The sequence below is a fragment of the Cupriavidus sp. DL-D2 genome, from assembly GCF_039710735.1.
Classification (GTDB): Bacteria; Pseudomonadota; Gammaproteobacteria; order Burkholderiales; family Burkholderiaceae; genus Cupriavidus.
Window position 1 is genome coordinate 425,453 of sequence record NZ_JBDKXK010000004.1, and the last position, 25,116, is coordinate 450,568.

The following is a 25,116-nucleotide window of genomic DNA, read 5'->3' on the forward strand; positions in this document are numbered from 1 at the left end:
GTCTCCCCCGACGTTCGATCCGGCATCGCTGTTCACCGCCTTCCCACCCGTTCCGATGAACCCGCTGGCGCACGCCGCCTGGGAATATGGCGTCGATGCATGGCAGCGCTCCATCCTGTTCTTCGACATCCTGCGGCGCCGCGCCGCCGAGACCGTCGAACATGAGCGCGGTGGATTCCCTGCGGTACTCGTGTTCGAGCACGAAGTCTTGATGGACGGGCGAGACTTGCCGCGCCCCGTCAACTACGCATTGCTGCGGATCGTGCCGCCGCCCGAGCATCCGACCGACATGACCAATCGCCCGTTCGTGGTGATGGACCCGCGCGCAGGCCACGGTCCCGGCATCGGCGGTTTCAAAAGCGATAGCGAGATCGGCAACGCGATCCGCTCGGGGCATCCCTGTTACTTCATCACGTTCTTCCGCGATCCGTGTCCGGGGCAGACCATCGAGGACGTGGCGCGTACCGAGGGCCTGTTCCTGCGTGAAGTGGCCAGGCGACATCCCGATGCGCCGGGCAGGCCGTTCGTGGTGGGCAACTGCCAGGCGGGCTGGGCCCTGCTGATGCTGGCGGCGGCCGCTCCCGACGTCACGGGCCCGATCCTGCTGGCTGGCGCGCCCGTGGCGTACTGGTCTGGGGTGCGCGGCAAGAATCCGATGCGCTATGCGGGCGGCCTGCTTGGTGGCACATGGCTGTCGTCGCTGGCGGCGGACATGGGCAACGGACGCTTCGATGGCGCGTGGCTCGTGCAGAATTTCGAGAGCCTGAATCCTTCCAACACGCTGTGGGAAAAGCTCTACAACGTCTACGCGAAGGCCGACACGGAAGGGCCGCGCTTTCTGGAGTTCGAACGCTGGTGGGGCGGGCACTTCCTGATGAACCGCGCCGAGATCGACTGGATCGTGCAGAACCTGTTCGTCGGCAATCACCTGACGGCGGGCGAGGTGCGCAGCAACGATGGCCAGCACGTGATCGACCTGCGCAACGTGCGCTCGCCGGTGATCGTGTTCGCGTCCTGGGGGGACAACATCACGCCGCCACAGCAGGCGCTGAACTGGATCCCCGACCTGTATCCAAGCGTGGAAGAACTCGTGGCCAACGAGCAGACCATCGTCTATTGCCTGCATCCGTCGATTGGACATCTTGGCATCTTCGTGTCTGGCAGCATTGCCAACAAGGAACACTCGGAACTGTTCTGCGCGCTGGACCTGATCGACGTGTTGCCGCCGGGTCTCTATGAAGCGAAGATCGAGGACGTTGCGCCCGAACTGCCGCACCGTGACCTGATTCAGGGGCGGTATCTGGTGCGCTTCGAGCGGCGAACCATCGATGACATCCTTGCGCTGGACGATGGCCGCGACGACGAGCAGCCGTTCGAAGTGGTGCGCCGCGTGGCCGAGGTCAACCAGCATCTCTACGACACGTTCGCGTCGCCGATCGTGCGAGCGATTTCGAACGAGACTACGGCCGAGGCGATTCGCTCGGTGCATCCCTCGCGGCTGGAGCGCACGGTGACCGGCGACAGCAATCCGTGGATGCAATGGGTGGCCGCGATGGCGCCCGCCGTGCGCGAGGCGCGCCAGCCGGTGTCGCCGGACAACCCGTTCCTGCAGATGCAACAGGCCGTATCGGCACAGATCGTGCGCTCGCTGGACGACTACCGCGATGCGCGCGATGCCTGGCAGGAGCGCATGTTCGAATCGATCTACGCCGCGCCGTGGCTGCCAGCCATGCTCGGTATGAGCGCCACGCCGAAACGCCCCGAATCACCCGCCATCACGGCACTGCGCAAGGAAGTGGCCGACCTGCGACAGCGCGAGGCACGGCGCGAGATTGGCGAGGGCACATCGCTCGACGCCTTCCTGCGCGTGCTGTCTTACGTGACGCAGGGCAAATCGGCCATCGAGGAGCGGCCGTTCAACCTGCTGCGCAAGCTGGCCCGCGAGAATCCGGCCGAGGAAAAAATTACGCTTGCGCAGTTCAAGGCGGCAGTCAGGCGGCAGAGCTACATCGTCAGTCTCGATCCGGAGGCCGCGCTTAAGGCGCTGCCGGAACTCGTGCCCGACATGAAGGAGCGCCGCCGCATCATGGTGCTGGCGCATCGCGTGCTGACCATCGGCGGGCCGCTCGACGACGACTGGCTGAAGCGGTATCGCGAAGTGGCCGACACACTCGGCACCGACCACGGCAACGGCAAGGCGAAACCCACGGAGGCTTGATCATGGTCCAGGTACCCAATCCGCCATTGTCCGGCGCCCGTGTGCTGGTGGTGGGCGTGGCGAATGAAGACTCCATTGCGTGGGGCTGCGCACGTGCGTTTCACGAACTGGGCGCCGACGTGGCGCTCACCTATCTGAACGAGAAGGCGCGGCCGCACGTGGCGCCGCTGGCGGAACGGATTGGCGCGCCGATCCTCATGCCGCTGGACGTTGAGAACGACGCGCAGATGGATGCGCTGTTCGCGCATATCGGCAAGGAGTGGGGCCGGCTCGATGCGGTGGTGCACTCGGTGGCGTACGCGCCGAAGGAGGATCTGCAGAATGGCCTCATCCATTCTTCGGCGCCGGGATTTGCGCGGGCCATGGACATCTCGTGCCATTCGTTCATACGCATGGCCCGCCGCGCAGTGCCGCTGATGAAGGCGGGCGGCACGCTGTTCGCCATGAGCTATGACGGCGCGAATCGCGTCGTGCCGAACTACGACCTCATGGGGCCGGTGAAGGCCGCGCTGGAGGCCACCTGCCGCTATCTGGCGTACGAGCTCGGCCCACAAGGCATTCGCGTCCATGCCATCTCGCCGGGGCCGCTGAAGACGCGGGCCGCTTCGGGTCTCAAGGATTTCGACCTGCTGCTGGCCGAGGCCGCAGGCCGGGCTCCGATCGGCGAACTGGTGGACATCATGGACGTGGGCTTTGCTACCGCATACCTGGCCACGCCGTATGCGCGCCGCTTGTCGGGCAACACGGTCTATGTGGATGGTGGTGTGCACATCATGGCGTGAAACGTGCGATAGCCGCATGGGATGGCACCGGCCATCTGCGTGCGGCCTAGAATGAATGCATCACCCCGACAACAAGACAGAGGCTGCAATGCAGGTACTGATCCGAGGGCTGCATCGCGATGTGACCGAGGAAATGCTGCGCGAGAAGCTCAAGATCTACGCTCCGGTCAATTCCATCGAAATCGTGCGTGAGGGCGACCCCGATCGTCCATGGGCATGGGTCGATCTGGCAATCGACGCGTTCACCGCGTGGCGCCTGCTTCGACAACTCGACAAGCAGTACTTCGCCGGCAGCGTGATGCGCTGGTACATCCCGGCACACCAGAGCTGAACCGTATCGGCGTGAGTGGCGCTACCATACGGCATCCTTCACTTTCGGACATCTCCGCACATGCTTGAACTCCAGGGCGCCATCTGGTTCCGCGCCGGCCAGCAGGCGTGGGGCGGCAAGGACCGCATCGCGTTGTTGGCTGCCATCGGCGAGCACGGATCGATCACGGCCGCCGCACGTGCGGTGGGCATCAGCTACAAGGGCGCCTGGGACGCCATCGACGCCATGAACAACAGCGCCGGCGAGCCGCTGGTCCTGCGCGCAGCCGGCGGCAAGGGCGGTGGCGGTACGCGGCTCACCGAGCGGGCAGAGCGGCTGATTGCGACCTATCATGCGATGGAGACCGAGCACGCGCGCTTTATCGCGCATCTCGAAAAGGCTGGCAGTGCGATGGCACAGGCCAGTTCCGATGACCTTCATCTGATCCAGCGATTCATGATCCAGACCAGTGCCCGCAACAAGCTGTTCGGTCGCGTCGATAACGTACGCGGCGGCGCCGTCAATGACGAAGTCACGCTCGCCTTGGCCGGAGGACAGCGCATTGTTTCCACCATTACGCACGAGAGCGTGGAGACGCTGGGGCTGGCACCCGGTGCCGAAGCATTTGCACTCGTCAAGGCATCGTCGGTGATGATCGGCCTGCCCGATCCTGCGCTGCGGCTGTCCGCGCGTAACCAGTTGCCCGGCGTGGTCGCACGCCTGACACCCGGTGCGGTCAATGCGGAAGTGGTGCTCGACCTCGATGGCGGCGGCACGGTGGCGGCCATCATCACGAATGGCGCCGTGAGCGAGCTTGGGCTTGCGGAGGGCACGCGCGCGCTGGCGATCTTCAAGGCATCGAGCGTGATTTTGGGCACGATGGGCTGAACGAGATGGCACGCAATATCGAAATCAAGGCGCAGATCGGCAGCGTCGAAGCATTGACCCCACGCGCGGCGGCCATCGCCACGCACGGTCCCGAGTTCATCGATCAGGACGACACGTTTTTTCCTTGCCCGAATGGCCGCCTCAAGCTGCGTGCCTTCGATGCGGAACGCGGCCAGTTGATCTTCTATGCGCGTCCCGATGCATCAGGCCCGAAGGAGAGCTTCTACATTCTTTCGCCAACGTCATCGCCCGACACATTGCGCGAGGCGCTGACCGCTGCGCATGGCACAGGCGGGCGCGTGCGCAAGCACCGGACGTTGTTCCTGGCCGGGCGCACGCGCATCCATCTCGACCGCGTCGAGGGGCTTGGCGATTTCCTGGAGCTTGAAGTGGTGCTGCACGATGGCGAGCCAGCCGAAGCAGGCGTGGAAGAAGCGCATGCCTTGATGGCACAACTCGGCGTGGCGTCAGAGGCGCTGGTGGAAGGCGCCTACGTGGACCTGCTGCGGCAGGGCTAGACCGCGTGCGCGTGGATGGGTGCGTAGACGGGTGGGTGCCGGTGCGCGCGACCGCTGGCATGAATGCGGCCATCGCGGATTTCCAGCACGTGGTCGCCGAGCGCTTCGACATCCTCGGGATCATGCGAAATCATCAGCATCGGCACGTCCAGGCTTTCCTGCAGCGCGCGTAGTTCTTCACGCATCCGCGCGCGCAGGGCAGGGTCGAGCGCCGAAAATGGTTCGTCCAGCAGCAGGATATCGGGCTTCGCCGCCAGCGCACGGGCCAGCGCCACACGCTGCTTCTGTCCGCCGGAAATCTGCGCCGGATATTGGTTGACGATTTCGCGCAAGCCGAAAGCATCGATCCATCGCACGGCCTCGGGCGGCAACGCGCGCCGCGACGGATTGCGCCAGCCGCGCTTGAGCCCGAACGCGATGTTCTGCGCGACGGTGAGATGCGGAAACAGCGCGTAGTCCTGGAACAGATACGCTACGCGACGTTCCTGCGGCCGGACATCGATGCCGGTCTCGCTATCGAACAGCGTGTTGCCGTTGAGTACGATGCGGCCACTGTCCGGCGCCATCAGTCCGGCAATCGCGCGCAAGGTCAGGCTTTTTCCCGCGCCCGAAGGTCCGAACAGTGCAATGCGCCGGCTGTCCGATTCGAACGCGATATCGAGCGCGAAGCGGCGATCCTGCGCAGCCATGTGTTTGCGGATGGCGATGTGCATCGTCATGACGGTCTCACCGTCCCACGGCGTTGCGGCGGAACCGGCGACGCTCGAACAAATTGGCCGTGCCGCGCTGCGCAGGCGGCACCAGCCGCGCGGCCACCACCAGCAATACGATGCACGTGATCGACGTGACGAGCACCAGCAGGTTGGCGGTGTCGTCGTTGCCAGCCTGCACGGCTTCATAGATCGCTACCGAAAGCGTCTGCGTGCGACCTGGCAGGTTGCCCGCAATCATCAGCGTGGCGCCGAACTCGCCCAGCGCACGCGCGAATGCAAGCAGTACACCGGCGACGATGCCAGGCAAGGCCATCGGCAATGTCACGCGGAAGAAGATCGCGGTCTCGGAAATGCCGAGCACGCGCGCGGCATTCTCGAGTTGATGATCGACACCTTCGAACGCTGCACGCGCGGACTTCAACACGAGCGGAAACGCAACGACCGTGGATGCCAGCACCGCACCTTGCCATGTGAAGACCAGTTCGATCCCCATACTTTCGAGCCACGCGCCGAACACGCCGCGCCGGCCCACCAGTACCAGCAGGTAGTAGCCGAGCACCGTGGGCGGCAGCACCAGCGGCAGCGTCAGGATGGCATCGACGATGTCGCGTGCCGACGAGCGCCAGCGCGCGATGGCATAGGCTGCCGCCACGCCGAGGATCGCGTTGAGCACCGTGGCCCAGCCCGCAACCTTGAGCGACAACAGCAGCGGTATCCAGACGGCATCCATGGCAGTGTGTTGAATCGGATCAGGGCTTCTGGAAGCCGTACTTCGCCAGCGTGGACTGGCCTTCCGCCGACAGCACGTATTGCACGAAGGCGTTGGCGGCGCCCGCCTGCTTCGTCTGCGCGGTCACGGCGATCGGGTAGGTCACGGGCGTGGTGGTCGGCACGCGCGCGGCAACGGTCACCTTGTCGGGCATCACGGCCGCATCGGTGGCGAATACGAAGCCGGCATCGACCTCGCCACGCGCCACGTAGTCCAGCGCCTGCCGCACGTTCTGGGCTGGCACGCCCTTGGCGGCCACGGCATTCCACAGACCCTGCGTTTCGAGCGCGCCCTTGGTATAGCGGCCCACCGGCACCGACGACGGGTTGCCATACGCCACGCGCTTCACGTCGGCGCGCGTCAGGTCCTTCGGCGTGGCGATGCCGAGCTTGCTGTCGTGCGGCACGATCAGCACGATGGCATTGGCGGCGAAGTCTTTGCGCGTGGCGGATTGCACCACCTTCTCGGCTTCGGCCTTGTTCATCGCGTCCTGGTCCGCCGAGGCGAACACGTCGGCCGGGGCACCTTTGACGATCTGCTGCATCAACACGTCCGACGCGCCGAAGTTCAGCACCACCTTGGTGTCCGGATGGGCACGCTCGTACTGCTCGGCCAGCACCTTGAACGCGTTGGTCAGGCTGGCGGCGGCGGAAACGACGAGGTCGGCGGCGAAGACGGGCGATGCGGCCAGCGTCAGGGCAACCAGGGCGGCGCCGGACGTGGCACGGCGGACAAAGGCGGGGAGTCGCATGGATCGGATCGCAGGAAAAGAGAAGAAGTCGGCACGAATGGGTTATCCGCAATATACGCATCTATATAGCGGGGTGCAATGCTCCGAATGGATAGGGCAGTTCAGCCGAAGGAAATAGTGGTCTTGGGGCGCGATCGTGGGAAGTGATCTTTAGGACATTTGTGACGATCCTGTCATGAGTTTGACGCGGTTTCGCCACTCCCCTGCCATCCGGCCTTCTCACAATTCCCGGTTGCAGCCCAGACCACAAGACCAAGCCAGTAACGACGCCATCCATGCAAGCCAACGCCATGCCCGCTGTTTCCTCGCACCGCTCCGCACCACGGCGTGGGATTCGCATCCATCCGATGTTCGTGGCGGCCACGCTGGCGGTGGCGGTTGCCACGACCGGTGTGGCAGGCGCTGCCGTATGGCGCCATCAGTCCGAGACGCGCCAGACGGAAATCGCCCAGTGGCAGCGCCTGGCCACTTCGGTTGCCGACGCTCGCGCGCTGGATCGGCTGCAGCAAGCGGCCTCCGCAGGAGAGACTTCGGCGCAAGCCGCGCTGGGCGAAGTGCTGATGGTACGTACGGAAGTAGCGACGCGGGCCGATGGCGAACGCTGGCTACGAGCGGCGGCAGAGAAGGGCAATGTGCGTGCGCAGTTCCTGCTGGGGAAGGCAGCGATGCTCGGTGGATTGGCATCGGGACGCACCGATGCACCGCTCGCGTGGCAGTGGCTCGACGCAGCGGCACGCACCGGCGATGTGGGCGCGGCTTATTACCTCGGATTGCTGTATCGCGGTGGCTATGGCCGCGAAGTCGACTCTGCGCGTGCGGCCCGCTGGTTTCAGGTGGCGGCCGACGCTGGCGTGCCGCAGGCGATGTTCCTGCTGGCAAATGCCTACCGCGAGGGCAATGGCGTGATCCGCGACGAAGCACGCGCCGTGTCCTGGTATGAAGCCGCAGGAGAACGGGCGCATCCAGCATCGCTGCAGGCGCTGGCGATGGCTTACCGCAACGGAGAGCTTGGGCTTGCGCAGGACGAGGCGCAGTACCAACAGCACATGGCAGAGGCAGCGCACGCATTGAAGCATCCGGCGCTGAATCCGTAGGGGACGTGTAGATCCCGCATGGTTTGCGCCCCTCTCCCACTGCGTCGGAGAGGGGCGCACGCCCAGAGTATTTGCGTGGGGTGTATCCTTCCCCCGACCTCAGGGAGCTGCCATGAAAATCATCTATCTCGCCGGATTCGACGTGTTTCGCAAGGATGCGCGTGCGTGGGGAGAGCAGTTGAAGGCGTTGTGTGCGCAGCATGGCTTCGAAGGGCTGTATCCGCTCGACAAGTCGGCGCCGCAAGGCCTGTCTGGGCCGGACACCGCGCAGTGGATCTATGAGGCCAACGTGGCGCTGATACGCCGCGCCGACATCGTGATGGCGAATCTCGATGACTTTCGCGGCCCGGGAGAACCGGATAGCGGCACGGCCTTCGAAGTGGGTTTCGCGGTAGCGCTGCAGAAGCCGGTCTGGGGCTACGCGACAGATGCCGGAACGCTGCTGGATCGCACGCGCGTGACCACCGATACAGACGGCGATGCACGCGATGCGCGCGGGTATGTCGTCGAAAACTTCGGCTTGCCGATGAACCTGATGCTCGCGTGCAGCGTCAAGCTCGTGCACGGTGACGCAGCGACGTGCCTTGTCGCCATGGCCGAGGCAGAGCACCGTCGAAATGCCCGCCGCGTCCAGGCGCAGGCCGATGGCGACCCCGAGGACTGACGGGCTATTGGTAGCTGAATGTGAAGCTGGCTATTGCATGTACGGAGCCGCCTCGCACTCTTCCTGTCCTCACATATTCCACTGTCATCGGAAGGGTCGACAGCCCGCTGGTTGATCCTAGACTCCAGGCCCACTGGTTCTCATTTCCGGCTTCCGCGGAGTCCGGCCCGTAAAAGACGGGGGTAGTGCCGCGCCGGCGAATGCGCAGCCCCACGCCCCTGGCCGTGGATTCGGGCGTCAGGCTCAGTATGTCGCTGCGGTTGGCCGGGTTGGTGTGGTCAGTCATCGTCACGAGAATCGTCACGGTGGTGTCGGGGCAAGTCAAATAGAGACTGAAGCCCTCGAGGTTGCCAATGCCGTTGATGATGAGCCTCGACTGGCCGATGGGCAGAAGACGCTTCGTGAGGGCCTGGGTGGCCATGGCACAGGACCGCGCCGCGAAATTGACCGAGTTCATGTTCACCGGCTCTGGCAACCTCGATCGGACCCCGGTTCTGCGGTTGTAGCTGTACAGCTCGTACAGGCGCTGCTGCGCCACGCGTCCTGTGCTGGGTGTGATGGGACCGGTCTTGACCAACTGGTACGAGAATACGTAGCTCTGCCGGGACCTGGCCGTCTGCCCGAGAATGGGCGCGAACAACGTGTACGAGCCGCTGGCACTCGTGGAAAGGGGCATGTTCTCGGTCGTGTTGACCACGCGTATCCCAACGCCCGGGGTGGTGGTCTGCCAGACATTTGGCACCGTGCTGGACAGCGGCAGGGCCGGGTAGAGCCGGAGCTCATACCCCGCGCTATCTCCGGCGGGGTTTGGGTTGGCATTGCAATCCACTGTGACTTGGGACGTTTCGACAGGACCCAGCGTCGTGCCCACCGGAGCATCGCGCGTCGTGGAGATTGCATCGAACCTCAAGCGCGAATCGGTGGAGATGGAGCACGCCATGGTGGCTGCCGGGGCGCCAATCAGCAGCGCCGCAAGGAGGAGACGGGCGACGCCCGATCGACGCGAAGTCTCTTGACGATAGTTGGCCTGCATTACTTTGTCCTCTTACCCGTAGAAGCGAGCGGTCGGCAAACGCCCTGGATCCTGGTATAGCTTGTGGCACCCGGATCGCGCGGTGGCATCTTGTACTCGATCTCGCAGCTGTCGCGGGCGTTGTTGCCCCAATTGACCGTCAGCTTTCCGCCGTCGCCCAGGCCACGTGCAAACAGGATGCCGCTCTGACCCACGGCGCCGACTTCCGAGCCCGTTGCGCTGTCCAGTACGGTGGCGCCAAACGGCAGGGACTTGCCATCCGGCAGGGCGGCCGAGACGATGGCCGAACGCCCGGACAGCGTGGCGAACGCGATCTTCACGGCGGAATTTGCGCGAGGAGCCACGTTCATGCTGGTGGCATCCAGCGATACATCCAGCGGGATACCCTTCGGGTCCAACTCGATCGAATTCATGTTGTACGGCTGGAGATAGGGAACGATCGCGTAGCCGAACGGATCGATACGCACGCCCGGCGCGTTCAACACCGCGGCGCCGGTCGCACCCTTGGCCTCGACGATCGCAAACGTGTCGCCCAGGAAGTTCGCCAGGGTCAGCCCGCCGGGGTGCGCCACAAGGGCGCCTTGCATGCCGGCAGAGTATTGGCTGGAACCGCCGCCGCCACTATACGAACCGATAAAGGTTGCGAACGGGCTGCGGTACTGGACGTTTGCTCCGGCAGTAGTGGTGCGCGAGTTCCGGTCGGCGTTCACGCCGTAGGAAAAGGAGTTGTCGTCCAGCGCGGTGCCATTGACGCGTACCTGCTGCGAGGTCTCGCCCGCTCCGTCGCGAACGAAGCCCAGCGAGAGCATGGGTGCATGCCGGGCGCGTCCCAGCGGCACAATCACGTTGAAGAATGCCTGCGTGCTGTAGGCGCCGGTGATCGCATCCCGCTGGCGCGATGCAGAGATGTTGTACGAAAGCGGCAGGCCCCACACGTTCATCGCGTTGCTGTAGCCCGCCTGGAACGTCAGGGCGGCGTTGTCGCGGTTCCAGTAGTTGATCGAGGAACCCGTGAGGTAGATATTGCCCCATCGCTCGCCCAGGCTCTGGTTCAACGTGATCTGTACCTGGCTGCGCGGGCGGTCCACCATCGCGCCGCGTTCGGGGTCGCTGCGTGCGATGAATGCGTCGGACATCGACCAGAAACCCTTCGTGGCATAGCGATAGGCAGCGATAGTCATGTTCGTGCTGGTCGTCGGCACGTACTTGCTGTAGCTCAGCCGCAAGCTCTGGCCGGTCTCGGCATCTGCGTTACCGATACTTGTGCGTGCGTAGGTCGCATCGAGCGCGACGGCACCAACGGGCAGGTTGAGCGCAGCGCCGGCAATGCCAGCCTGGTAGCCTTCGGAGAGGACCATGCCCGCATAGCCGGTCATCAGGTTGTTGAAGCCGTGCTGCACGGTGGCCTGTACCAGCTTCTCCCGTCGATTCGACTTGATCGCGGGGTTCCGGTATTCCCCCACGGTGGCTGAGTATCGCGTGGTGCCGGGGCGTAACAGCTGTACCACGGACGAGTAGGGCACCGTGAAGCTGCTCTTGCTGCCGTCCGCCTCGGTGACGGTGACGAGCAGGTTGCCGCCGTAGCCGGTGGCATAGAGGTCGTCGATCTCGAACGGCCCTGCCGCGACGGTGGTCTCGTACAGCTTGTTGCCGTTCTGGGTGACCGTGACGCGGGCGTTCGAGCGGGCCACGCCGCGCACCACCGGCGCGTAGCCGCGCGCGGAATCGGGCAGCATCCGGTCGTCGGTGGCAAGGTTGACGCCCCGTACCGAGTAGCTGTCGAACACTGCACCGTCGGTGAAGGCATCGCCCAGCGTGAGCTGGCTGCGCAGCGACTCGATGTCGTGCTGCACATAGGCGGCGATGTTCTGGTACTTGTAGGAGCCGGTGCCGGTGCCGGGACTACTGTCCTGCCAGGACATCGATGACCGTTGGCGTACGTGCCAACGGCCGATGTTCAACCCGCTGTCGAGGCCCAGGTAGGTGGAAGTCTGGCCGGCTGCGTGGAAAGTGTTGACGTTGTAGGACACGGAGGCCGACGGCACGCCAGCATCCCAGAGCGACGGGTCCACACTGCCGCGCGGACTGCGGCGCAGCAGCGCCTGCGCAACATTCAGATTGAGCCGCAGCTCGTTGAAATCGAACGACCAGTCGATATCCTCGGAAAGCCCCGCAGGCTGCACGCAAGCGTCGCCGCCTGCGTCCTTCCCCTCGGCGTACGCGGGCGACAGCGCCTTCTCGTCGAGATTGAGGCTCTTCACCAGCGCCGGGTCCATGCATGGGCCGACGGCGCCTTCGGCGGTGCCAGGTGAACGGAAGCGGACGGTCCGGCGTCCGACCCAGAGGTCGTTCAGGTAGACGTCCACCGGATAGTCGCCGGGCGTGACCGCATTGCCCTTGGCGTAGCGGCTTACGTCGACGCTCGATCCATCTGGCCGACGGAAGAAATCGGGATTGAACTGGACTTCCGCCACCTTGACGGTGGGACGCTGTTCCTCGGCCAGGACTACCGTCGGAAAGGCAGCGACAAGCAGCCAGTGCGCCGAGAACCGGCGGGCGAACGCCTTGGGCTTCCGGTTGCGCGAGTTCATTGGCTGGTGTCAGGTAATAGTGATCGCTTGGCCTTGAACTCGCTCGTTGCATCTCCGCCGAAATCGTTGATCGTGATGAACTTGACGTGGTCTGGCTGGCCTTCGAATGCGGGAGCGCCGTCACCGGTGAATTCGATGGTTTCGCCCGGGCCTGCCATGCCGCCTTTATCGTCGCGCATCGTGCTCGCGCCGTGCGTGGCTTCGACGCGCGTGAAGGTGATGTGATACGGCGTAGGGTTGGTAGCGGCGAGTACGTGCTTGCCTTCGGCGTTGCGGATGAAGCGCCATGTGACCTTGGCTGGCGCGCTGTCCGCGTCGCCCTTCAGACCTGTGGGGCGGAAGAACAGCTTGACGCGCGACCGGAAGGCCAGTTGCAGGGAATTCTGGGGTGTATCGGCATTGCTGCTGCCCATCGGCGGCACTTCCAGGACGTTGAGGAAGAAGATCGACTCGCGGTCGGCCGGCAGCGGTTGTTGCAGGTGGATGATGCGCAGCGACTGGCCCTTCTGGGGATCCAGGCGAAACAGGGGCGGCGTGATCAGGAACGGCGATTTCGATTCGTCCGGCGATGCATTGGGGTCGCCGTCATCGATCCATGCCTGGACCAAAGCCGGTGCCTTGCCCTCGTTGCTTAGCCGCACGGTGACTTCACGTTCGGCGGCGGGGTAGATGACGCGGGTGCCGGTCAGGACAACCGAAGCAAACGTTGCATGGGAAGCGAAGGCCAACAGGAGGCCGGCGAGCGAAACTCGCAATCTCGAAATGCGTGACATGACAGCTCTATGGCGAAGTGCGTCCGGTTCCTGCGTCACAGGAGGGAATGGGTAGAAGCGGCATGCACATGCATGCCGCGGTGATGTCGTGCAGCCTTACGGATAGACGACCGAGTAAGTGGCGGTGGAGGAGATCTGGCCGGCAGAGGCTCCGCCGCCCGTTGCCACGTACTGGGCGAAGTACCGCAGCGTGGCGGCGCCGGCCGCCAGGGGGACGGTCTGGGAGTTTTGCGTGCCGAAGGCAGAACCCATCATGATCTGCGAGAGGTCAGCGTTCAACACGCCGATCTGCACGTTCGCCGCGGGGTTCACAGCCGGGGTGGTTTCGGTGGCTGGCACGGTTTGGAACATGTTGCGCAGACGGCCGGTGGCGACGTCCATCGAAGCGCTGGGCTCGAAGTACACCGCAACGTTGCCCGTCGTGGGATTGCATCCCGTGAACTGGACATTGAAAGGCGTACGGCCGGCGGTATCACCGTCTGCACTCAGCGCGGCGGCGCGCACCGTGGGCAGCGTCACGGAGAAGTCGGTGTTGCCACCCGGGCCGGCGACGGTACAGGTTTGGGCGCTGACTGCGCCGGTAAAGGTGATGGTGCCGTCGGCAGCGAACGCCTGGGGAGCGATGGTGGCGAGGGACGCCGCGGCTGCGAAGAGCGTTGCCTTGAGATATCTCATTTTTACTGGCCTTCAAGAGTGGAGGAACAAGTTGCGTCACGAATGGCAGAAGCGGCAGGAAAGGCAACTCAATCCGAACCCGTCTGAGAAGCTGACAAGGTCTGTGCGGCGATTCGATATCGCTTCTGATCAATGCATCGTGGCGAACGTAAGGCTAAGGCTCGGAAACAGCTTCGGAAATCGGACTTCTACGAAAAATCAAGTCGTTTAGTCATCGATATTTGGAGGTGCAGAAACGTCTTACGGAAATTTCTGACAAATGTCATGAAATGACCTGAGGTAATTGGATTGGCTTGTGAGACGAGAATGTCTGATACCCGTCGCACGCCACGCATGCATCGACAATGCGACGGACGTACGAGGACTGCGAGCTCAGGCAGGCCGATCGGGAAGGGGGAAATGCGGGGGGAAGGGAGGGGGGGAAAGGATGCGCTGCGGGCAGCACGGGGCGCGCGCAAATGCCGCGCGCCCGGAGGACTATCGCGCGGTGGCGGTGTCCGTCTGTGCGCGCAGGGTTTGCACGCGTGCCGCGATGTCGGTGGCCGTGGCGGCGACGACCTGGCGATAGGCGGCGACCACGCCATCGATCTGTCCTGGCGCGGGGAGATCGGCTTCGGTGCGTCCGCTCAGGACCTTGCCGTCTGGTTGGCGCCGAACCGTCCAGGTGATGGTGGCCATCGCGCGTTCGCCCGGTTCGGCGTCGAGCCGTACCACCTCGGTGGTCACGCGATAGAGCGGGCTGACTTCTGCGAGCCCTTGCTGGTAGGTATCGACTGCGCCCAGCTTCGTTTGAAGCTGCTGCGAAAGCGCGTCGCGAAACTCATCCGGCAGCGATGACGACCAGCGCGACTGGTCGAGCATTTTCACGCCGCCGGTCGTGCTGTCAGCCACCACGAGTTGCGCCCGGTTCAGGCGCTCGGGCACGCGTACCGGTGCCACTTCGATCCAGATGGGCTGCGTGACCGGCGCAGCGGGTGCCGCGACGGGGGCCGAGGCGAGCGAGTAGTAGCGTGGTTCGGGCGAGGCGCATCCCAGCAGCACCGCTGCCAGGGACGCCGTCGCCAAAGTCATGGCGGGTTTCATTTCTTGTCCTCCGTCTTGCCGCGCAGCAGCGCTTCGGGATGGCGTTCCAGATAGTCGGTCAATGCCCGCAGCGAAGTGGCCGTGCGCGTCAGCTCCTGCAGCATGCGCCGGGTGTCCTGCTGCAGCGGGGCATCGGAGGCCAGCGTGCCATTGGCGGCGGTGAGCGTGCGGCGCGCGTCCTGCAGCGCGGCCAGCACTTGCGGGGCCACGTCGCCGTTGAGCTGTGCCACGAGCTTGTCCGCGCTGTCGAGCATCTTGTTCATCGACACCATGGCCGTGCGCGCCTCCTGTCCGATCTGGTCGAAAGGCACCTTGTCGATGCGGTTGACGATATCGCCGAGCTTGGCCTGCAGCTCGTCGAACGTGCCGGGCGTGGTCGGGAACTCGGGCAGCGGTGCGTCGAGATTCAGGTCCTTCGGGGGCGGCGCTTTCGGGAAGAAATCCAGCGCCACGTACAGTTGGCCCGTCAGCAGGTTGCCGTTGCGAAGCTGCGCCCGCATGCCACGCTGGATCAGCCCCTGGACGATGTTGCGCTGGCGCGCCTGATCCGATACGTCACGTTCGCGGAAGCCCATGCGCGACGGATACAGTTCCACGACCACTGGCATGCGGAACGCCTTGCGCTCCCGCTGGTACTCGATGCCGATCGAGCGGACCTGTCCGACGATGACGCCGCGGAAATCCACTGGCGCACCCGGCGCAAGACCACGCACGGACTGGTCGAAGTTGAGCACGGCCAGCGTGGGGGCCAGTTCCTCGGGCTCCTTCATGGCTTCCGCCTGATCCCCGGCGAGCAGGAACTGGGTGTTCTCGGCAGCCGCGTCGGTTGCCGTGGTGCGCTCCGGCGCCTGGAAGGCCACGCCGCCCAGCAATACCGTGACCAGCGACTGGGTGGAAAGCTTCAGGCCGCCGGCATCGAGCTTGAGGTCCACGCCGCTGGCATGCCAGAAGCGGGTGTCGGCGGTCACGAGCTTGTCGTACGGCTTGTTGACGAAGACGCGCAGCGTGATGTCGCGACCGTTCGGTTCGAGCTGGTAGGCCACTACCTGACCGACTGGCACGCGGCGGTAGTAGACCGGAGAGCCGATATCCAGCGAGCCCAGCTCCTGCGCGCGCAGCACGAACTGCCGGCCCGAGGCATCGGTGGTCACCACAGGCGGCACTTCAAGCCCGGTGAAGCTGCGCGTGCTTTCGGCGGACTTGCCGGCGTCCACGCCGATGTACGCGCCCGACAGCAGGGTTTCGAGTCCCGACACACCGCTGACCGCAAAGCGCGGACGGACTACCCAGAAGCGGGTGTCCTTGACGGCGAAGTTCTCGGCGTCCTTGGTCAGTTCGATATTGGCCACCACATGGGAGCGGTCGGGCGCCAGGCGAACGGATTTGACCAGGCCGATGTCCACATCCTTGTACCGGACGGCGGTCTTGCCTGGCGTCAGGCCCTCGGCAGTGCGGAAGGTGATGGTAATGTCGGGGCCGCGCGAGGCCAGCGTGTTGATCAGCAGCGAGATGCCGACCACGGCCGCCACGATAGGGATCAGCCAGACCAGCGATGGCAGCCAGCGTGCGCGGCGTTTGCGCGCGGGCTGCGGCACGCCGGGGTTCGGAGAAGCGTTTTCAGGATCGGGCATTGTCGGGGGCCTGCAATGTCGATGGGGCTTGCACGTCGAGTGAATCCCACAGCAGACGTGGGTCGAAAGACAGCGACGCCAGCATCGTCAAGACGACGACCGCGCCGAATGCCATGGCGCCCGCGCCAGGAATGATCGTGGCCAGCGCTCCGGCCCGCACCAGCGAGGCCAGCAACGCCACCACGAAGATATCGAGCATCGACCATCGGCCGATGAGTTCCACCAGCCCGTAGAGCTTGGTCTGCTGGCGGATACGCCAGGTCGATCGGAAATGCACCGACGCCAGCAGCAGCGTCAGGATCATCATCTTCAGCAACGGCACCACGATACTGGCGATCAGCACCACGCCGGCCAGCAGGTGCGAACCGGACAGCCAGAGATAGATGATCCCGGACAGGATCGTGTCCCGCTGCGTGCCGAGGATCGACTCCGTCACCATCACCGGCAGCAGGTTGGCGGGAATGTACAGGATGTAGGCCGCCAGCAGGAAGGCCCAGGTGCGGGTCAGGCTGGCCGGCTTGCGCCGATGCAGCGTGGCACCGCAGCGCGGACAGTCCTCGCCGTCCAGCGTGACCGGGCTGACGAGGTCGCACGCGTGGCACGACAGCAGGCCGCGCGAATGCGCCGTGGGCACCTCGGCCAGTGGCGTGCGCTCGTCGTCGTCGGTCAGGTCCGCCATCACGCCGGCGGCTGCGCGGCGCGAGCGTGCGAGCTGGTCGCGGGCCTGGGCCGTGCGCGATGGGCGGACGGGTTTTTGCGGCGCGCTCATGCGGCGTCCTGCGGCTTGCGCGGCGGCACTTCATCGGCACCAGCGGGCTCCAGGTAATGCCAGAGCTCGCGCGGATCGAACGCCAGCATCGCGGCCAGCACCACGACGAGCGCGCCGAACGACCACAGCGCCACGCCGGGAATGACCTGTGCCATCGTCGACAGCTTTACCACGGTGACGAGCACGCCGATCATGAAGACCTCGATCATGCCCCAGGGCCGCGTCTGGCGGATGCCGCGCACGATGCGGTCGAAGCCGGGCGGCATGCGGTGCTGCGCCATCGGCACCAGCAGATAGCACATCATCAGCATCTCGGACAGCGGGAACAGGATAGTGGTGCCGAACACGAGCATCGCCACCAGCGTCATGTGATCGGCATGCAGGGCCATCACGGCGCCCCAGAGCGTGGTCTCGGTTCGCACGCCCTTGAGATCCATCTCGACGATCGGATACAGGTTCGAGATCAGGAACAGGATCAGTGCCGTCACGACCAGCGGCAGCAGGCGGTGGTATGCGCGCGAGCTTTCGCGATACAGCGCGCCGCCGCAGCGCAGGCAGACGGCACGCTCGCCCAGTGCCAGCGTGGTGCGTTCGTAGAGCGCGTCGCAATACTCGCAGGCTACCAGCCGGTGCAGGTCCTGCGGGGCGTGCGGCGTGCCCGGGTGCCCGTGCTGCGTCATGCGTCCGGCGTGAGATGTGTAGGCGGCGCCGGGGTGACCGCCGTAACGCTCGGGCGCTCCTGCGTACCGATGGTCCAGTCGCGCAGCAGCGCGTAGGCCACGGCCAGCACGGTAGGTCCGAGAAACACACCCAGGAAGCCGAAGGCCAGCGCGCCGCCGAGCACGCCCATCATGATCCAGATGAGCGGCAGGCTCGTGCCCTTGCTGATGAGCAGGGGCTTGATCACGTTATCGGCCATGCCGACCACCACGCCACCCCACACCACCATGAAGATCGACCAGCCCGTTTCCCCGGTGTGATAGAGCCACAACGCAGCCGGAATCCAGATCAGCGGCGGACCCATCGGCACCACCGAGAGAAAGAACGTGATGAAGCCGAGGATGGCCGCACCGGGCACGCCCGCGATCCAGAACCCGACACCGGCCAGCACGGCCTGCACGAAGGCGGTGCCCAGCACGCCGTAGACCACACCCTTGACGGTGCCGCCCGCCAGCGCCAGCAAGTGGTCGGCGCGCTCGCCGCTGATCCGGCGCATGCCGCCGCGCAGCCAGTCCACGGCCAGTTCGCCGCCGGTATAGAAGAAGAACGCCAGCACGATAGAGAGCGCCAACTGGCCCAGCCCACCACCAATCGACAGCCCCGCGCCCAGCAACAGATGCCCCACTGGCGCAATCAGCTTGCGCAGGTTGGCCACCATCTCGGAATCGGCGTGGATGACCTGTTCGTACGAGGATTGCAACTGCGGACCCACATAGGGGAGGCTGCTGAGCCAGTCGGGCAGTTGCGGAAAGCCGTTCTCGGTGTAGCGGTTGACCAGGGCGGTCAGTTCGTCGAGGTGGGCAGAGAAGCTTGCGCCGGCATAGACAAACGGTCCGAGCACGATCACGGCGGCCACCAGCACGCAGATCAGCGCGGCTAGCCCGCGCCGGTTGCCGAGCCAGCGCGACAGTACCGTGTAGGGGTACCACGAACTGTAGGCCAGGATCGCGCCCCAGACCAATGCAGTGGCGAAGGGTGCCAGCACTACCAGCGAACCGCCAATCAACGCGATCAGCGCGAAGACCGCGGCAAGCTTCTCAATCAGTTGTCCGGAACTCATCGTCGCGCGCCGCCAGGCGTCCAGGTGGAGAAAACGCCGTAAGCATAGCGGAATTCGATGATGGCTCCGGGTTTTCCCGCGCCGGTCGGGACGTGCAGCCGAAGCGGGCCCGCCACGCGCCAGATGCGAGGCGGGCCCGTGTCAGCGGTCGATCACTGCGCCGCCTGAGCGGCGGCGGTGCCGGTGTTCCTGAGCAGTGCGGCGACGAGGTCCGATTGCGTCACGATGCCCACCAGGCGCCGGTCAGCGTCAAGCACCGGCACATGGTGCAGGCCACCGTCGGAGAATCCGTGTGCCAGGTCGACGATCGGCTGATCCGTGCGGGCAGTGATCACGGCGCGTGTCATCAGGTCGCGCACGGCGCCATTGACGCGCCGCGAGTTCATGCGATGAGCGCGAAAGAAATCGCTCTGCGTCAGGATGCCGAGCACGCGGCGCTGACGATCCACCACGGGCAGCGCCTTGATGTGATGGCGCGCCAGCAGCGCGGCGGCATCGGCGGCCATCTGGCCGGGGCGCACCGAGACCACGTCGCGCGACATGATGTCGCCGCAGCTGACGTCGCCAAACCGGCGCGAATACGCGCGCAGCTCGGCCGCTACGAGGATGGCCTCGAGATCGTCTTCCTCGATGTCGAGGAATTCGCCGCGCGCCGCCAGCACCGCGTCCAGGTCTGCGCGTGTGAAGCCCACGCGCTTGCTGGGGGGCGCGTCCTTGGTGCGATGCTGCGCGGCTGGTTCGGGCGGACGGTGCGGGTATCGCCGGCGCGCCATGTTGTTGAACGCCAGTGCCACCAGCAGCAGCAACATCGAGTTGATCGCCACCGGTATCACCACGAAGCCGAATCCCAGCGCCTGCACGGCCGGGCCGCCGAAAACCGCGGTCACGGCCACCGCGCCGCTCGGCGGATGGACACAACGCAACGTGAACATCAGCGCAATGGCGCCGGCCACGGCCACGCCGGCTGCAAGTCCGGGATCGGGAATCCAGCGCGCGCACGCCACGCCGACCGTGGCCGCCACCAGATTGCCGCCGATGATCGACCACGGCTGTGCCAGCGGACTGGCCGGCACGCCGAACAGCAGCACGGCCGACGCGCCCATTGGTGCGATGAACCACGGGTTGAAACCTTGCAGGAACTGGCGGCAGATCCACTCGGTGAGCGCCAGCCCGATCAGCGCGCCAAGGCAACTCTTGAGGCGCTCGTGGCGGTTGGCGGCAATCGGCATCGGCACGAATGTGCGCAACCATGCGCGCGCTTCGGCAACGGCTTGGGAAGGGTCGAATGCGGTAGGCATCGAGATAGGGGGCGGGGGCGGCCGGTTTCGAGTTGTCAGGGGGCGTTATGTGCGGCCACATTGGGCACGGCATGGTGCGGCGCAATATATCACGTCGTGATATATTGCGCCGCCAGTGCACCCCGCATTATCACCCAGCCGCCCCCGGCCTGCTCGACCATGTCCACATCTGTTTCCCCCGCGTCACATCACGCCCAGAAGCGCGATTACGCCTCAAACGGCCGTTTGCCGATGCTGGCCGGTATCGCGCTGCTGATCGGCGCCGTGAGTACCGGCGCTGCATTCGTGCTGGTGAACCTGATCCGCTTCTTCACGAACCTCTTTTTCTTCCAGACGCTGTCGTTCGCAGAGCGATCGCCGGCCCACCATGCGCTCGGCGCGTGGGTCATCGTGGTGCCGGTCATCGGCGGGTTGATCGTCGGGCTGATGGCGCGCTACGGCAGCGACAAGATCCGGGGTCACGGCATTCCGGAGGCCATCGAGGCCGTGCTGTTCGGCAAGAGCAAGATGTCGCCGAAGGTGGCGGTGCTCAAGCCGCTGTCGTCGGGCATCGTGATCGGCAGCGGCGGGCCGTTTGGTGCGGAAGGGCCGATCATCATGACGGGCGGCTCGATTGCATCGCTGCTGGCGCAGTACCTGCACCTGACCGCCGCCGAGCGCAAGACGTTGCTGGTGGCGGGTGCGTGCGCGGGCATGACCGCGATCTTCGGCACGCCGGTGGCGGCGGTGCTGCTGGCCATCGAGTTGCTGCTGTTCGAGCTGCGCCCGCGCAGCCTGCTGCCGGTGGCGCTGGCGTGTGCCGTGGCCGGTTTCCTGCGCCCGTTCGTGTTCGAGGCGGGACCGCTGTTCCCGCTGCAGACCGCGCCGGCCAGCACCGTGGCACTCGGCTCGTGTGTGGCGGCTGGACTGCTTTGCGGTGTACTGGGCGCGGTGCTGACTCTCGCGCTGTATCGCACCGAGGATGCGTTTGCCCGGCTGCGCGTGCACTGGATGTGGTGGCCGGCCATTGGCGGGCTGGTGGTGGGGATTGGCGGCTACCTGGAGCCGCGTGCCTTGGGTGTGGGCTACGACGTGATCGGTGACCTGCTCAACAACCGTCTGGCGATTGGCGTGGCCGTGGCGCTGCTGACGGTGAAGGCTGTGATGTGGATCGCCGCGCTGGGCTCGGGGACGTCGGGCGGGGTGCTGGCGCCGCTGTTGATGCTCGGCGCGGGACTCGGCGTGGTGCTGGCGCCGGTGCTGCCGGGCGGCTCCCCGGCGCTGTGGGCGCTGGTGTGCATGGCGGGCGTGCTCGGCAGCGTGCTGGGCGCACCGCTGACGGCCATCGTGTTCGCCTTCGGCCTCACGCACGATAGCGAGGCGCTGCTGCCGCTGCTGCTGACCACGGCGGTGGCTTACGGATTTTCGGTGCTGACGATGAAGCGCGGCATCATGACCGAGAAGATTGCGCGGCGCGGCCTGCATATCTATCGCGAATACGGCGTGGACCCGCTGGAGCGATCCCATGTGGCGGACCTGATGACGCGCGACGTGGTGGCGATCGAAGGTTCACTGTCGGTGGCCGAGGCGCGGGAACGCTACTTTGGCGAGCACGCGGCGCACCGCGCCTATCCGGTGATCGAAGGAGGGCGCGTGCTGGGCGTGCTGCATCGCACCGCCATTCTGGCGGCCACGACCGATGCGGCGGATCGCGTGCCATGCGCGAACCTGCTGGTGGGGCAGAAGGATGGTACGCCGGCCGTGCTGCTGCCATCGCAGACCGGACGCGCTGCCGCAGGCCAGATGGCTGCGTTGAGTGTGGCGCGGCTGCCGGTAGTCGACAGCCTGGCGTCGATGCGCCTGGTGGGCATGGTGTCGTTGCGAGATCTTCTGGCACCGAGTGGCGACGTACTGCATGAAGAGACATCGCGCGAACGCTTGCGCGGGGTTGCCGTGCCGCGTACGGGTCAGAGCTTGTAAGTCGATAGCAGGATGCTGGTCTCGGTGGCGGAGATGCCATCGACCAGCCGGATACGTTCCAGCGTCCGGTCGAACTGCTCCAGCGTATCGGCGCGCAGTTCGGCGATGATGTCCCAGCGGCCATTGGTCGTGTGCAGCGTCTGCACGTTGGGGTCACCGCGTAGCGCCTGCAGCACCTGCTGCGCCTTGTTACCTTCCACGGCCACCGTCATCCACGCGCGGATACGGTGCGCCTCCGCCTCGGGCCTGAGGCGGACCGTATAGCCTACGATCTGCCCTTCGTTTTCCAGCTTCGCGATCCGGTTCTGCACCGTGGCGCGCGAAACGCGGAGCGCCTTGGCCAATGCCGTGACCGGCATCCGGGCATTGTCACGCAGCAATCCGAGCAATTGGCGATCCGTCGCATCCATCGCGATCCCCTTGGGACGTTGGCAAATTGCCAGTTCGATATGGCGAATTGTCAAAGGGGTGTAGCAGTTTGTCCAGTCTGCTAACTATTCGTTGACGCGCGCGGGCACCACAATTCACATCAGGAGAACGCCTCACAAACCCACTATCCAGGAGCCCGCCGTGATCGACACCCCCACCATCCTGCTGGTCGCGCCCACTTTCTACGACGTGTCCTACAGCATCAACCCGTGGATGGACCCCGCGGGCTGGGCGCGGGACCCGGCTGGCATGCACGGTCGTGCGCGGGCGTCGTTCGATGCGTTGCGTCAGGCGCTTGGCGATTCCGGGTTTGCCGTCGAAGTGGCCGAAGGTGCGCCGGGCCAGCCGGACATGGTGTTCCCGGCCAACGCCGCCGTCGTGCTCGATGGCCGCGCGGTGCTCGCGCGTTTTCGCTATCCGCAGCGACGCGGCGAGGAAGCGCCATTCGCGGCCATCTTCGAGGATCTGCGTCGGCGGGGTTTGATCGATAGCGTCGAGACCTTGCCCGAAGGGTGCTATCAGGAGGGTGCGGGCGACTGCATCTGGGATGCCCAGCGCGGCCACTTCTGGGCGGGCTACGGTCCGCGCTCATCGCGGGAAGCGGCCCAAGCGATGTCGTGCCACTTTGGCCAGGAAGTGGTGGCGCTGGAACTGGCGACCGAGCAGAGCTATCACCTCGACGTCTGCTTCTGCCCGCTGGCCGGTGGCGAGATTCTCTATTACCCGCCCGCGCTGAGCGAGGCCGCGCTGGCCACGCTGCGCGCGCGCGTGCCCGCCTCGCAACGCATCGAGGCCACTGCCGAAGACCTGCGTCACTTCAGCGTGAACGCAGTGAGTCGCGAAGAACACGTGGTGATGACCCGCACCACGCCACACCTGCGCCACGAGTTGGGCCGGCGCGGCTATCGACTTCACGAGGTGGATCTGTCGCCTTACATGATGTCGGGTGGCGGCGCGTATTGCATGACGCTGCGCCTCGATCGCACGAGTGCGCCGGTGCGCCGCGCTGCCGCGGCGTGAGCGGGAGTCCATCATGAAACAAATGATGAAAGACGCATCGATCGGCGAGAAGGCGATGACGCGCTTTCTCGATGCCAGTGACGTTGCGGCGCTGGTGCGTGGCGTTGGTGTGCAAACGTCAATCATGCAGATGGCCGACTTTGTCAGGCAAGACTTCCTGCGGTGGCCAGCTTTCGAGAAATCGGCACGACTTGCCAGCCACTCGCCGGTTGGCGTGATCGAACTGATGCCCGTCAGCGACGGCGTGCATTTCGCCTTCAAGTACGTCAACGGCCATCCGCGCAATGCCATGCATGCGTTGCCCACGGTGATGGCATGCGGCATGCTGGCCGAGGTGCAGACCGGCTTTCCGTTGCTGCTGGCCGACCTGACATTGGCTACAGCGTTGCGCACCGCCGCCACCTCGGCACTGGCCGCGCGCGCCATGGCAAAGCCCGGTGCGCGGACGATGGCGCTGATCGGCAACGGTGCGCAGGCCGAGTTCCAGTCGCTGGCGTTCCACGCGATGCTGGGTATTTCCACGATCCGTGCGTTCGATATCGATCCAGCGGCCACGCGCCGCCTGATGCGCAATCTGGCAGGCCAGGCGGGACTGACGATCGTGCCGGTCTCGTCGGTGCACGAGGCGCTGGAGGGTGCGGACATCGTCACCACGGTCACGGCCGACAAGACCCGCGCGACGATTCTCACGCCTGACATGGTGCGTCCCGGCGTGCATCTGAACGCCGTGGGCGGCGACTGCCCCGGCAAGACGGAGTTGCACGCGGACATCCTCCATCGCGCCCGCATCGTTGTCGAATACGCGCCGCAGTCGCGCATCGAGGGCGAGGTGCAGCAGTGGCCGGAAGCGCCGGTCAATGAACTGTGGGAGGTGTTGTCGGGCCATGCGCCAGGGCGGAGCGACGATGACGACGTGACGCTGTTCGACTCGGTCGGCTTCGCGCTGGAAGACTACTCGGCACTGCGCTGGCTCCACGCGACAGCGCTCGCGCAGCATGCGGGGCAGTTCATCGAACTGGTGGCAATGCCCCCGGAGCCGAGGGATTTGTATGGGTGGATGATGGGGGATCAACTGCCGTCGTTTGATTCTCCCCTCTCCCGCACCTCTTCTTGCTCCCCTCTCCCGCGTAGTGGGAGAGGGGCTGGGGGAGAGGGCATGGCATCTCAAGATACGACCGAGGCAATTTGAACCGCCGCGCCCTCTCCCCCGACCCCTCTCCCGCCTTGCGGGAGAGGGGAGAAAAAAAGAGGCGGGAGAGGGGAGCCAACATAGGCAAGGCGGGAGAGGGAATCAAAAAGACAGCGCGGGGAGCCCCCAAAACAAAACGGCCCGGACTTGTCATCCGGGCCGTTGTTGTTTCATCGGTG

Annotated in this window: 24 protein-coding genes; 10 read left to right on the forward strand and 14 right to left on the reverse strand. The window is 65.3% G+C overall.

Annotation, left to right across the window (positions count from 1 at the left end):
• The first annotated feature begins 55 nt into the window (after positions 1-55).
• From ABDB81_RS04860 to ABDB81_RS04880, 5 genes are all read left to right on the forward strand, one after another.
• Positions 56-2,218: a DUF3141 domain-containing protein gene (locus ABDB81_RS04860; RefSeq protein ID WP_346810030.1), complete on the forward strand. Its 2,163-nt coding sequence runs from the start codon at positions 56-58 to the stop codon at positions 2,216-2,218.
• Between the two features lie 2 nt (positions 2,219-2,220).
• Complete coding sequence (gene fabI, locus ABDB81_RS04865; protein ID WP_346809988.1) at positions 2,221-3,000, forward strand: enoyl-ACP reductase FabI; 780 nt, start codon at positions 2,221-2,223, stop codon at positions 2,998-3,000.
• Positions 3,001-3,088: 88 nt separating this feature from the next.
• Positions 3,089-3,331: an RNA-binding protein gene (locus ABDB81_RS04870; RefSeq protein WP_137926870.1), complete on the forward strand. Its 243-nt coding sequence runs from the start codon at positions 3,089-3,091 to the stop codon at positions 3,329-3,331.
• Positions 3,332-3,391: 60 nt separating this feature from the next.
• A complete protein-coding gene (locus ABDB81_RS04875) occupies positions 3,392-4,198 on the forward strand; it encodes a TOBE domain-containing protein (protein WP_346809990.1) in 807 nt (268 codons plus the stop codon).
• A 5-nt stretch (positions 4,199-4,203) separates the two neighbouring features.
• Positions 4,204-4,716: a class IV adenylate cyclase gene (locus ABDB81_RS04880; protein ID WP_137926858.1), complete on the forward strand. Its 513-nt coding sequence runs from the start codon at positions 4,204-4,206 to the stop codon at positions 4,714-4,716.
• On the opposite strand, the gene ABDB81_RS04885 is transcribed toward ABDB81_RS04880, so the two are convergent.
• From ABDB81_RS04885 to modA, 3 genes are read right to left on the reverse strand one after another with little or no spacing between them, the layout of a single operon-like run.
• The gene (locus ABDB81_RS04885) at positions 4,713-5,435 is read right to left on the reverse strand and encodes an ATP-binding cassette domain-containing protein (protein ID WP_137926859.1); all 723 of its coding nucleotides are present in this window, start codon (positions 5,433-5,435) and stop codon (positions 4,713-4,715) included. The two genes, ABDB81_RS04880 and ABDB81_RS04885, sit on opposite strands and share 4 nt — an antisense overlap.
• A 7-nt stretch (positions 5,436-5,442) precedes the next feature.
• A complete protein-coding gene (gene modB / locus ABDB81_RS04890; protein ID WP_137926860.1) occupies positions 5,443-6,159 on the reverse strand; it encodes a molybdate ABC transporter permease subunit in 717 nt (238 codons plus the stop codon).
• A 19-nt stretch (positions 6,160-6,178) separates the two neighbouring features.
• Entirely contained in the window at positions 6,179-6,949 is a 771-nt protein-coding gene (modA, locus tag ABDB81_RS04895; protein WP_137926861.1) for a molybdate ABC transporter substrate-binding protein, read from the reverse strand.
• A gap of 275 nt (positions 6,950-7,224) precedes the next feature.
• On the opposite strand from modA, the gene ABDB81_RS04900 reads away from it, so the two are divergent.
• Positions 7,225-8,043 carry a tetratricopeptide repeat protein gene (locus tag ABDB81_RS04900; RefSeq protein WP_237380031.1) on the forward strand — a complete coding sequence of 273 codons (819 nt, stop codon included), beginning with the start codon at positions 7,225-7,227 and terminating at the stop codon, positions 8,041-8,043.
• A 112-nt stretch (positions 8,044-8,155) separates the two neighbouring features.
• The gene (locus ABDB81_RS04905) at positions 8,156-8,707 is read left to right on the forward strand and encodes a nucleoside 2-deoxyribosyltransferase (protein ID WP_160471592.1); all 552 of its coding nucleotides are present in this window, start codon (positions 8,156-8,158) and stop codon (positions 8,705-8,707) included.
• 4 nt (positions 8,708-8,711) lie between these two features.
• Here the strand turns inward: ABDB81_RS04905 and ABDB81_RS04910 are convergent, their stop codons facing one another.
• From ABDB81_RS04910 to ABDB81_RS04955, 10 genes are all read right to left on the reverse strand, one after another.
• A complete protein-coding gene (locus ABDB81_RS04910; protein WP_137926863.1) occupies positions 8,712-9,740 on the reverse strand; it encodes a fimbrial protein in 1,029 nt (342 codons plus the stop codon).
• On the reverse strand, positions 9,740-12,331 hold the full coding sequence (locus ABDB81_RS04915; protein ID WP_346809993.1) for a fimbria/pilus outer membrane usher protein: 2,592 nt from the start codon (positions 12,329-12,331) through the stop codon (positions 9,740-9,742). The genes ABDB81_RS04910 and ABDB81_RS04915 overlap by 1 nt, the downstream gene beginning before the upstream one ends.
• Positions 12,328-13,104: a fimbria/pilus periplasmic chaperone gene (locus tag ABDB81_RS04920; protein WP_346809995.1), complete on the reverse strand. Its 777-nt coding sequence runs from the start codon at positions 13,102-13,104 to the stop codon at positions 12,328-12,330. Before ABDB81_RS04920 ends, ABDB81_RS04915 begins: the two co-directional genes overlap by 4 nt.
• A 96-nt stretch (positions 13,105-13,200) precedes the next feature.
• Positions 13,201-13,779 (reverse strand): fimbrial protein, encoded by a 579-nt coding sequence (locus ABDB81_RS04925; protein WP_346809997.1) that lies wholly within the window; start codon positions 13,777-13,779, stop codon positions 13,201-13,203.
• Between the two features lie 477 nt (positions 13,780-14,256).
• Positions 14,257-14,862 carry a PqiC family protein gene (locus tag ABDB81_RS04930; RefSeq protein ID WP_160471596.1) on the reverse strand — a complete coding sequence of 202 codons (606 nt, stop codon included), beginning with the start codon at positions 14,860-14,862 and terminating at the stop codon, positions 14,257-14,259.
• A complete protein-coding gene (locus ABDB81_RS04935) occupies positions 14,859-16,493 on the reverse strand; it encodes an MlaD family protein (RefSeq protein ID WP_137928492.1) in 1,635 nt (544 codons plus the stop codon). Before ABDB81_RS04935 ends, ABDB81_RS04930 begins: the two co-directional genes overlap by 4 nt.
• Positions 16,480-17,262 (reverse strand): paraquat-inducible protein A, encoded by a 783-nt coding sequence (locus ABDB81_RS04940; RefSeq protein ID WP_346809999.1) that lies wholly within the window; start codon positions 17,260-17,262, stop codon positions 16,480-16,482. The genes ABDB81_RS04935 and ABDB81_RS04940 overlap by 14 nt, the downstream gene beginning before the upstream one ends.
• Complete coding sequence (locus tag ABDB81_RS04945) at positions 17,259-17,942, reverse strand: paraquat-inducible protein A (RefSeq protein WP_137928494.1); 684 nt, start codon at positions 17,940-17,942, stop codon at positions 17,259-17,261. The genes ABDB81_RS04940 and ABDB81_RS04945 overlap by 4 nt, the downstream gene beginning before the upstream one ends.
• Positions 17,939-19,042 (reverse strand): AI-2E family transporter, encoded by a 1,104-nt coding sequence (locus ABDB81_RS04950; protein WP_137928495.1) that lies wholly within the window; start codon positions 19,040-19,042, stop codon positions 17,939-17,941. The genes ABDB81_RS04945 and ABDB81_RS04950 overlap by 4 nt, the downstream gene beginning before the upstream one ends.
• A 152-nt stretch (positions 19,043-19,194) precedes the next feature.
• The gene (locus ABDB81_RS04955; RefSeq protein ID WP_137928496.1) at positions 19,195-20,340 is read right to left on the reverse strand and encodes an HPP family protein; all 1,146 of its coding nucleotides are present in this window, start codon (positions 20,338-20,340) and stop codon (positions 19,195-19,197) included.
• A 159-nt stretch (positions 20,341-20,499) separates the two neighbouring features.
• Here ABDB81_RS04955 and ABDB81_RS04960 point away from each other — a divergent pair, with 159 nt between their 5' ends.
• Entirely contained in the window at positions 20,500-22,299 is a 1,800-nt protein-coding gene (locus ABDB81_RS04960; protein WP_346810001.1) for a chloride channel protein, read from the forward strand.
• On the opposite strand, the gene ABDB81_RS04965 is transcribed toward ABDB81_RS04960, so the two are convergent.
• Positions 22,287-22,709, reverse strand: coding sequence for an Lrp/AsnC family transcriptional regulator (locus tag ABDB81_RS04965; RefSeq protein ID WP_137928498.1), 423 nt, complete (start codon positions 22,707-22,709; stop codon positions 22,287-22,289). The two genes, ABDB81_RS04960 and ABDB81_RS04965, sit on opposite strands and share 13 nt — an antisense overlap.
• 160 nt (positions 22,710-22,869) lie before the next feature.
• Here ABDB81_RS04965 and ABDB81_RS04970 point away from each other — a divergent pair, with 160 nt between their 5' ends.
• Both ABDB81_RS04970 and ABDB81_RS04975 read left to right on the forward strand, forming a co-directional pair.
• Positions 22,870-23,748: an arginine deiminase-related protein gene (locus ABDB81_RS04970; RefSeq protein ID WP_346810003.1), complete on the forward strand. Its 879-nt coding sequence runs from the start codon at positions 22,870-22,872 to the stop codon at positions 23,746-23,748.
• A 25-nt stretch (positions 23,749-23,773) separates the two neighbouring features.
• Positions 23,774-24,937, forward strand: coding sequence for an ornithine cyclodeaminase (locus tag ABDB81_RS04975; RefSeq protein ID WP_346810032.1), 1,164 nt, complete (start codon positions 23,774-23,776; stop codon positions 24,935-24,937).
• The last annotated feature ends 179 nt before the right edge of the window (positions 24,938-25,116 follow it).

Bases quoted from the DNA above. Each gene is read 5' to 3' on its own strand.
- ABDB81_RS04860 (WP_346810030.1), top strand. From the start codon at position 56: ATGAACCCGCTGGCGCACGCCGCCTGGGAATATGGCGTCGATGCATGG.
- fabI (WP_346809988.1), top strand. From the start codon at position 2,221: ATGGTCCAGGTACCCAATCCGCCATTGTCCGGCGCCCGTGTGCTGGTG.
- ABDB81_RS04870 (WP_137926870.1), top strand. From the start codon at position 3,089: ATGCAGGTACTGATCCGAGGGCTGCATCGCGATGTGACCGAGGAAATG.
- ABDB81_RS04875 (WP_346809990.1), top strand. From the start codon at position 3,392: ATGCTTGAACTCCAGGGCGCCATCTGGTTCCGCGCCGGCCAGCAGGCG.
- ABDB81_RS04880 (WP_137926858.1), top strand. From the start codon at position 4,204: ATGGCACGCAATATCGAAATCAAGGCGCAGATCGGCAGCGTCGAAGCA.
- ABDB81_RS04885 (WP_137926859.1), bottom strand. From the start codon at position 5,435: ATGACGATGCACATCGCCATCCGCAAACACATGGCTGCGCAGGATCGC.
- modB (WP_137926860.1), bottom strand. From the start codon at position 6,159: ATGGATGCCGTCTGGATACCGCTGCTGTTGTCGCTCAAGGTTGCGGGC.
- modA (WP_137926861.1), bottom strand. From the start codon at position 6,949: ATGCGACTCCCCGCCTTTGTCCGCCGTGCCACGTCCGGCGCCGCCCTG.
- ABDB81_RS04900 (WP_237380031.1), top strand. From the start codon at position 7,225: ATGCAAGCCAACGCCATGCCCGCTGTTTCCTCGCACCGCTCCGCACCA.
- ABDB81_RS04905 (WP_160471592.1), top strand. From the start codon at position 8,156: ATGAAAATCATCTATCTCGCCGGATTCGACGTGTTTCGCAAGGATGCG.
- ABDB81_RS04910 (WP_137926863.1), bottom strand. From the start codon at position 9,740: ATGCAGGCCAACTATCGTCAAGAGACTTCGCGTCGATCGGGCGTCGCC.
- ABDB81_RS04915 (WP_346809993.1), bottom strand. From the start codon at position 12,331: ATGAACTCGCGCAACCGGAAGCCCAAGGCGTTCGCCCGCCGGTTCTCG.
- ABDB81_RS04920 (WP_346809995.1), bottom strand. From the start codon at position 13,104: ATGTCACGCATTTCGAGATTGCGAGTTTCGCTCGCCGGCCTCCTGTTG.
- ABDB81_RS04925 (WP_346809997.1), bottom strand. From the start codon at position 13,779: ATGAGATATCTCAAGGCAACGCTCTTCGCAGCCGCGGCGTCCCTCGCC.
- ABDB81_RS04930 (WP_160471596.1), bottom strand. From the start codon at position 14,862: ATGAAACCCGCCATGACTTTGGCGACGGCGTCCCTGGCAGCGGTGCTG.
- ABDB81_RS04935 (WP_137928492.1), bottom strand. From the start codon at position 16,493: ATGCCCGATCCTGAAAACGCTTCTCCGAACCCCGGCGTGCCGCAGCCC.
- ABDB81_RS04940 (WP_346809999.1), bottom strand. From the start codon at position 17,262: ATGAGCGCGCCGCAAAAACCCGTCCGCCCATCGCGCACGGCCCAGGCC.
- ABDB81_RS04945 (WP_137928494.1), bottom strand. From the start codon at position 17,942: ATGACGCAGCACGGGCACCCGGGCACGCCGCACGCCCCGCAGGACCTG.
- ABDB81_RS04950 (WP_137928495.1), bottom strand. From the start codon at position 19,042: ATGAGTTCCGGACAACTGATTGAGAAGCTTGCCGCGGTCTTCGCGCTG.
- ABDB81_RS04955 (WP_137928496.1), bottom strand. From the start codon at position 20,340: ATGCCTACCGCATTCGACCCTTCCCAAGCCGTTGCCGAAGCGCGCGCA.
- ABDB81_RS04960 (WP_346810001.1), top strand. From the start codon at position 20,500: ATGTCCACATCTGTTTCCCCCGCGTCACATCACGCCCAGAAGCGCGAT.
- ABDB81_RS04965 (WP_137928498.1), bottom strand. From the start codon at position 22,709: ATGGATGCGACGGATCGCCAATTGCTCGGATTGCTGCGTGACAATGCC.
- ABDB81_RS04975 (WP_346810032.1), top strand. From the start codon at position 23,774: ATGAAAGACGCATCGATCGGCGAGAAGGCGATGACGCGCTTTCTCGAT.